At 56.8% G+C, this 4,914-nt stretch carries 6 protein-coding genes; all 6 read right to left on the bottom strand.

Annotated features, from left to right (window positions below):
• Window positions 1-498: glycosyltransferase (locus KGZ92_05885; protein ID MBS3888818.1), on the bottom strand; the 498-nt coding region annotated here is incomplete at its 3' end.
• 13 nt (window positions 499-511) lie between these two features.
• The gene (locus KGZ92_05880) at window positions 512-1,600 is read right to left on the bottom strand and encodes a DegT/DnrJ/EryC1/StrS family aminotransferase (protein MBS3888817.1); all 1,089 of its coding nucleotides are present in this window, start codon (window positions 1,598-1,600) and stop codon (window positions 512-514) included.
• Between the two features lie 7 nt (window positions 1,601-1,607).
• The gene (gene wbpD, locus KGZ92_05875; protein MBS3888816.1) at window positions 1,608-2,192 is read right to left on the bottom strand and encodes a UDP-2-acetamido-3-amino-2,3-dideoxy-D-glucuronate N-acetyltransferase; all 585 of its coding nucleotides are present in this window, start codon (window positions 2,190-2,192) and stop codon (window positions 1,608-1,610) included.
• A 5-nt stretch (window positions 2,193-2,197) separates the two neighbouring features.
• Window positions 2,198-3,256: a Gfo/Idh/MocA family oxidoreductase gene (locus KGZ92_05870; protein ID MBS3888815.1), complete on the bottom strand. Its 1,059-nt coding sequence runs from the start codon at window positions 3,254-3,256 to the stop codon at window positions 2,198-2,200.
• A 12-nt stretch (window positions 3,257-3,268) separates the two neighbouring features.
• Complete coding sequence (locus tag KGZ92_05865; GenBank protein MBS3888814.1) at window positions 3,269-4,570, bottom strand: nucleotide sugar dehydrogenase; 1,302 nt, start codon at window positions 4,568-4,570, stop codon at window positions 3,269-3,271.
• Between the two features lie 93 nt (window positions 4,571-4,663).
• A partial coding sequence (locus tag KGZ92_05860; GenBank protein ID MBS3888813.1) for an integrase core domain-containing protein occupies window positions 4,664-4,914 on the bottom strand: 251 nt, incomplete at its 5' end.

Below are 4,914 nucleotides of genomic sequence, written 5' to 3'. Positions count from 1 at the left end.
GACCGCAAACCTTCGTTTAGCTGAAATGGACGCTTCACCAGCCACCCTTAGTTGCTGCCTACTGTATATTTTACTCGCAAAGCCAGAACTGTGTTCTGTTACAACATAAGGGACGCCGTGTTTTTTATTAATGTTATACGCAAGTAGACCAGCGTTAAGGAGCGAATGGGCATGCACTACATCCGGCACGCCATTTTCAAAAACATACTTTTCATAAAGACGTCTGCCATGCAGCAAGAACAGTTTAAATGCGGGATTTACTAAGCGCGGAAACCAATTCATGCCGTGTGAGCGGTATGTCATAACCCCGCTGTCGTCTTCCACTGATATCCCTCGCTTGACTGTGAACACAGACTTCCAGTTTCTCAAAGATCGCAGTTGCGGATAAATAACACCTACTTTGCAACCATGCTTATTTAACGCTAAGGCTTGTTCTCTAAAAAAACTACCACCTATATCACCCGAATGTTGTGGATACCAAGATGGAATGACTAGCACATGCATGAGATTCTCATGAAAAAGTTTTCTTTAATGCAATAAATATCGTATTGATATTTACTTCGCTGAGGTACGGATGCATGGGTAAACTGATTACGCTTTGCGAGAGCACATCGCCCACGGTCAGTTTGACGCCTGCATCGGCTACCGCCGGCTGTTTATTCAATGGTATGGGGTAATGCACCGCAGTGGGCACCCCAGCGTCCAATAGCTGCTTCTGCACGGCTTCGCGGTTTTGCACCCTTATGGTGAATTGCGCCCACACGCTCACGTTGTGGGGCTCCACCACGGGCAGTACCAGTTGCTCCACCCCTTGCAGCAACTGCATGTAGCGGCCGGCCACCACCTGGCGCAGTGCAATTTCTTCATCGAACACCGCCAGCTTGGGCAATAGGATGGCGGCCTGAAGCGTGTCGAGCCGACTGTTTACCCCTACTCGCACATGGTGGTAACGCCTGCCTTGCCCATGCCGAGCAATCTGGCGCATCGCCTTGGCCAGTTCGCTGTCGTTGGTGAACACGGCACCGCCATCGCCATAACAGCCCATCGGCTTACTGGGAAAGAAGCTGGCGCATGCGATGGTAGAAAGGTTGCAGCTTTTGCGCCCCTTGTAGGTGGCACCAAAGCTTTGGGCGGCGTCTTCGATCACGGGTATGCCGTGCCGGGCCGCGATGGCGTTGATGGCGTCAAAGTCTGCGCATTGCCCGTATAAGCTTACCGGCACAATGGCTTTGGTACGCGGCGTAATGGCCGCTTCTAACAAGGCCGGGTCTAGGTTGTAGGTGCGCTCATCAATGTCTACATACACCGGCTTGGCACGCAGCAAGGCCACCGTCTCGGCCGTGGCGATGTAGGTGAAGCCGGGGGTGATGACTTCATCTCCCGGCCCCACGCCCAGTGCCATGAGGGCAATCTGCAGGGCGTCGGTGCCATTGGCCACGGTGATGCAGTGCTTGGCCCCCGTGTAGGCAGCCAGCTTTTCTTCCAGCTCGGCCACTTCGGGGCCGAGGATGTACTGGCCATGGTCCAGCACGCGCTGTATGGCGGCGTCAATCTGCGGCTTGAGCCGCTGGTACTGGGTTTTGAGGTCGATGAATTCCATAGTAACCTTATGTTTGGGCTGCTGGCGCGCACAAGCCATTGACCAACACATACCGCTTACCCGAGCCCGGACATTCGGCCTGTGCATTGCCCATCACAGGCAGATTGAGCCGCTCGCCGTATTCGCTCATCCAGCCCACGTGCCGGGCCGGCACGCCTACCATGAGGGCGTAGGGCTTCACGTCTTTGTTCACCACCGCCCCGGCGCCTATGAAAGCATATTCACCGATGGTCACGCCGCAAACGATGGTGCAATTGGCGCCCAACGTGGCGCCCTTCTTGACCAAGGTGTTGCGGTATTCGCTCTTGCGCTCGATGAGCGAGCGCGGGTTGTACACGTTGGTGAACACCATGCTGGGGCCGCAGAAAACCCCTTCTTCCAGCGTGACGTTGTCGTACACGCTCACGTTGTTCTGGATTTTGCAGCGGTCGCCTATCACAACCTGGTTGCCCACGAACACGTTTTGCCCCAGCGAAACGCCATTGCCTATGCGCGCACCGCTGCACACATGCACCCAGTGCCACACGCGCGAGCCTTCGCCAATCTGGGCGCCATCATCCACTATGGCTGTGGGGTGTATGGTGGTGTTCATGCTGTTCATAGCTCCAACGGCAAGCCCACGCGCACGCCATCGCGTGCGGAGCGGTAGGCGGCAATCAGCACCTCCAGTGATTTCAATCCCTCGCGTCCGTCTACCTCGGGTTCCGCTTCGCCGCGCAAAGTGGATATGACGTTGCGGTAGTACAGGGGGTGCCCAAAGCCGTACACGCTGGTGGTTTCGTAGCTGGCGTCCTTTATTTGCTCGTCTTCGGGGCACGAGTCAGCAAACTGCCATTGCTGGATTTCATTCACGGCCACACCGCCCACGCGCACTGTGCCCTTTTCACCGAGGATGGTGATGGAGCCTTCTAGGTTTTTTGGGTAGCTGAGCATGGTGCAGTTGAGCGAGCCCAGCGCCCCGTTGCGCCAGCGCAGGCTGATCACACCCGTGTCTTCGGCCTCGATGTCGCGCGCCAAAGTGGCGGTGTAAGCGTGCAAAGAGTCGATGGGGCCGATGATCCACTCCAGCAGGTCTACGTAGTGGCTGGCTTGGTTCATGAAGGCACCGCCGTCCAGATCCCAAGTGCCACGCCACTTGGCTTGGTCGTAGTAGCCCACTTGCGGGCGTTGCCAAAATACGTTTAGGGCGACCATGTAAATTTGCCCGAAGCGCTTTTGCTCCACAGCCTTCTTGAGCAGTTGCAGCGTAGCGTTCTTGCGGTTTTGCTTGACGACGAACAGGCGCACGCCGGCCTCTTCGCAAGCGCGAACCATGCGCCGCCCGTCTTGCCACTTGGTGGCCATGGGCTTTTCGCTTAGCACGTGGCGGCCTGTGCCCGCCACTTCGATGGCCTGTTGCGGATGGATGCCGCTGGGCGTGGTGAGGATGACGCAATCGGCCGTGGTTTTTTGCAGCAGTGCCGCTAGGCTGCTATGCCCGGATACGCCGGTGCTGTGTACGGCCTTTTGTAGGGCGCTGGGATCGGTATCGCACACATCCACCAGTTCGGCATGGTCGGCATGCTGGCTGATCGAGTCGAAATGGTTTTTAGAGATGCGCCCGCAGCCCACTAGGGCGAAGCGGATTTTGCGGCCGGTGATGGCGGTGTATATCATGGAGCGGTGCAATCAGAGCCTGAAAACGGTGAAACCGGCAGCGGCAGCGGCATGGCGGTCGAACAGGCTTTTCACATCAGCCAGCACAGGCTGTTCGCCCCGGCATAGCAAACGAAGTTCAGCCACCGACAAGGCACGGTACTCGTGGTGCCCCACGGCCACCACCAGCGCGTCCACGGGGCTTTGCGGGTCTATGGCCCCCAAGGCCAAACCGTATTCGTGCTGCACATCGGCTGGGTCTGCCCAGGTGTCGGCAGCCACCACCTGTACGCCCCAAGACTCGAACTCGCGGATCATGTCCACAACCTTGCTGTTGCGAATGTCGGGGCAGTTTTCCTTGAAAGTTACGCCCAGCACCCCCACACGGCAGCGCGGCACGTCCATGCCGTTCTGCAACATGAGCTTGATGGTGTTGCGCGCCACGTAGCGGGCCATGTTGTCATTGATGCGCCGCCCTGCCAGAATGACCTGAGGGTGATATCCCACTGCTTCAGCCTTGTGGGTGAGGTAGTAAGGGTCCACCCCGATGCAGTGGCCACCCACAAGGCCGGGCCTGAAGGGCAGGAAGTTCCACTTGCTGCCAGCGGCCTCCAGCACCTCAAGGGTATCAATGCCCAAACGCGCAAAGATGACCGACAACTCGTTGATGAGGGCAATGTTCAGGTCGCGTTGGGTGTTTTCAATCACCTTGGCGGCTTCGGCCACCTTGATGCTGCTGGCCTTGTGCGTGCCCGCCGTGATGATGCTGCGGTATAGCGCATCGACTGCGTCGGCCACTTCGGGCGTGCTGCCGCTGGTGATTTTTTTGATCTTGGTGAGGGTGTTGACCTTGTCACCAGGATTGATGCGCTCGGGGCTGTAGCCGCAAAAGAAGCCTTGGTTGAACTTGAGGCCGCTGACGCCCTCCAGCACCGGCACACAGACCTCTTCGGTGGCACCTGGGTACACCGTGGATTCGTAAATGACCACTGCACCCGGCGTAAGCGCCTTGCCGACGGTTTCACTGGCCCTTATCAGCGGCACAAGGTCTGGCCGATTGGCTTGGTCGATGGGGGTCGGCACAGTAACAATGAACACATTGCAACGCGATAAATCGGTGGCATTGCAGCTAAAAACAAGGTTTGCGGCAGCAGCAAGCTCTTGCGGCAGCACTTCCAACGTGCTGTCTTTTCCATCTTGCAGCTCCCTGATCCGCAATGGATCGATGTCAAAACCCAAAACCGGGCGTGTTTTACCAAATTCGACTGCCAAAGGCAGGCCGACGTAACCAAGCCCAACAACAGCTACAGTGCCAGATTCAACTTTGAAATTCATTGATAGCTCTCACGCATAGGTTTTTATTGCTTACTTCTACAATGGAATCACAGTTACTCAAAGTGCTCAATCGATGCGCAATAATCAACACCGTTAGGTGTCACATCCCGGACGATCATACGGGCGTTTATGGAACAGATCAGGGCGAGAAGCGTACCATTCTTTCATGGCTTGCATCGGCGTTTTGCTCTTCAACGCTGACTGTGGCAGTTGGTGGTTGTACAAAGTCACGTAGCGCATCAAGGTCTGCTCCAGATCCTGCCCACTGTGGAAGTGATGCGTCTTGAGCACATCGGCAATGCGGCCGTTGAAGCGCTCGACCATGCCATTGGTTCTGGGCGTTC

This window comes from Bacillota bacterium, from assembly GCA_018333655.1.
Taxonomy (GTDB): domain Bacteria; phylum Bacillota; class UBA994; order UBA994; family UBA994; genus BS524.
Note: the sequence above shows the minus strand (reverse complement) of the source record. Positions and strands in the feature narration are given on the sequence as shown.

Coding starts and splice junctions, on each gene's coding strand:
- KGZ92_05865 (MBS3888814.1), bottom strand. CDS start 4,570: ATGAATTTCAAAGTTGAATCTGGCACTGTAGCTGTTGTTGGGCTTGGT.
- KGZ92_05870 (MBS3888815.1), bottom strand. CDS start 3,256: ATGATATACACCGCCATCACCGGCCGCAAAATCCGCTTCGCCCTAGTG.
- KGZ92_05880 (MBS3888817.1), bottom strand. CDS start 1,600: ATGGAATTCATCGACCTCAAAACCCAGTACCAGCGGCTCAAGCCGCAG.
- wbpD (MBS3888816.1), bottom strand. CDS start 2,192: ATGAACACCACCATACACCCCACAGCCATAGTGGATGATGGCGCCCAG.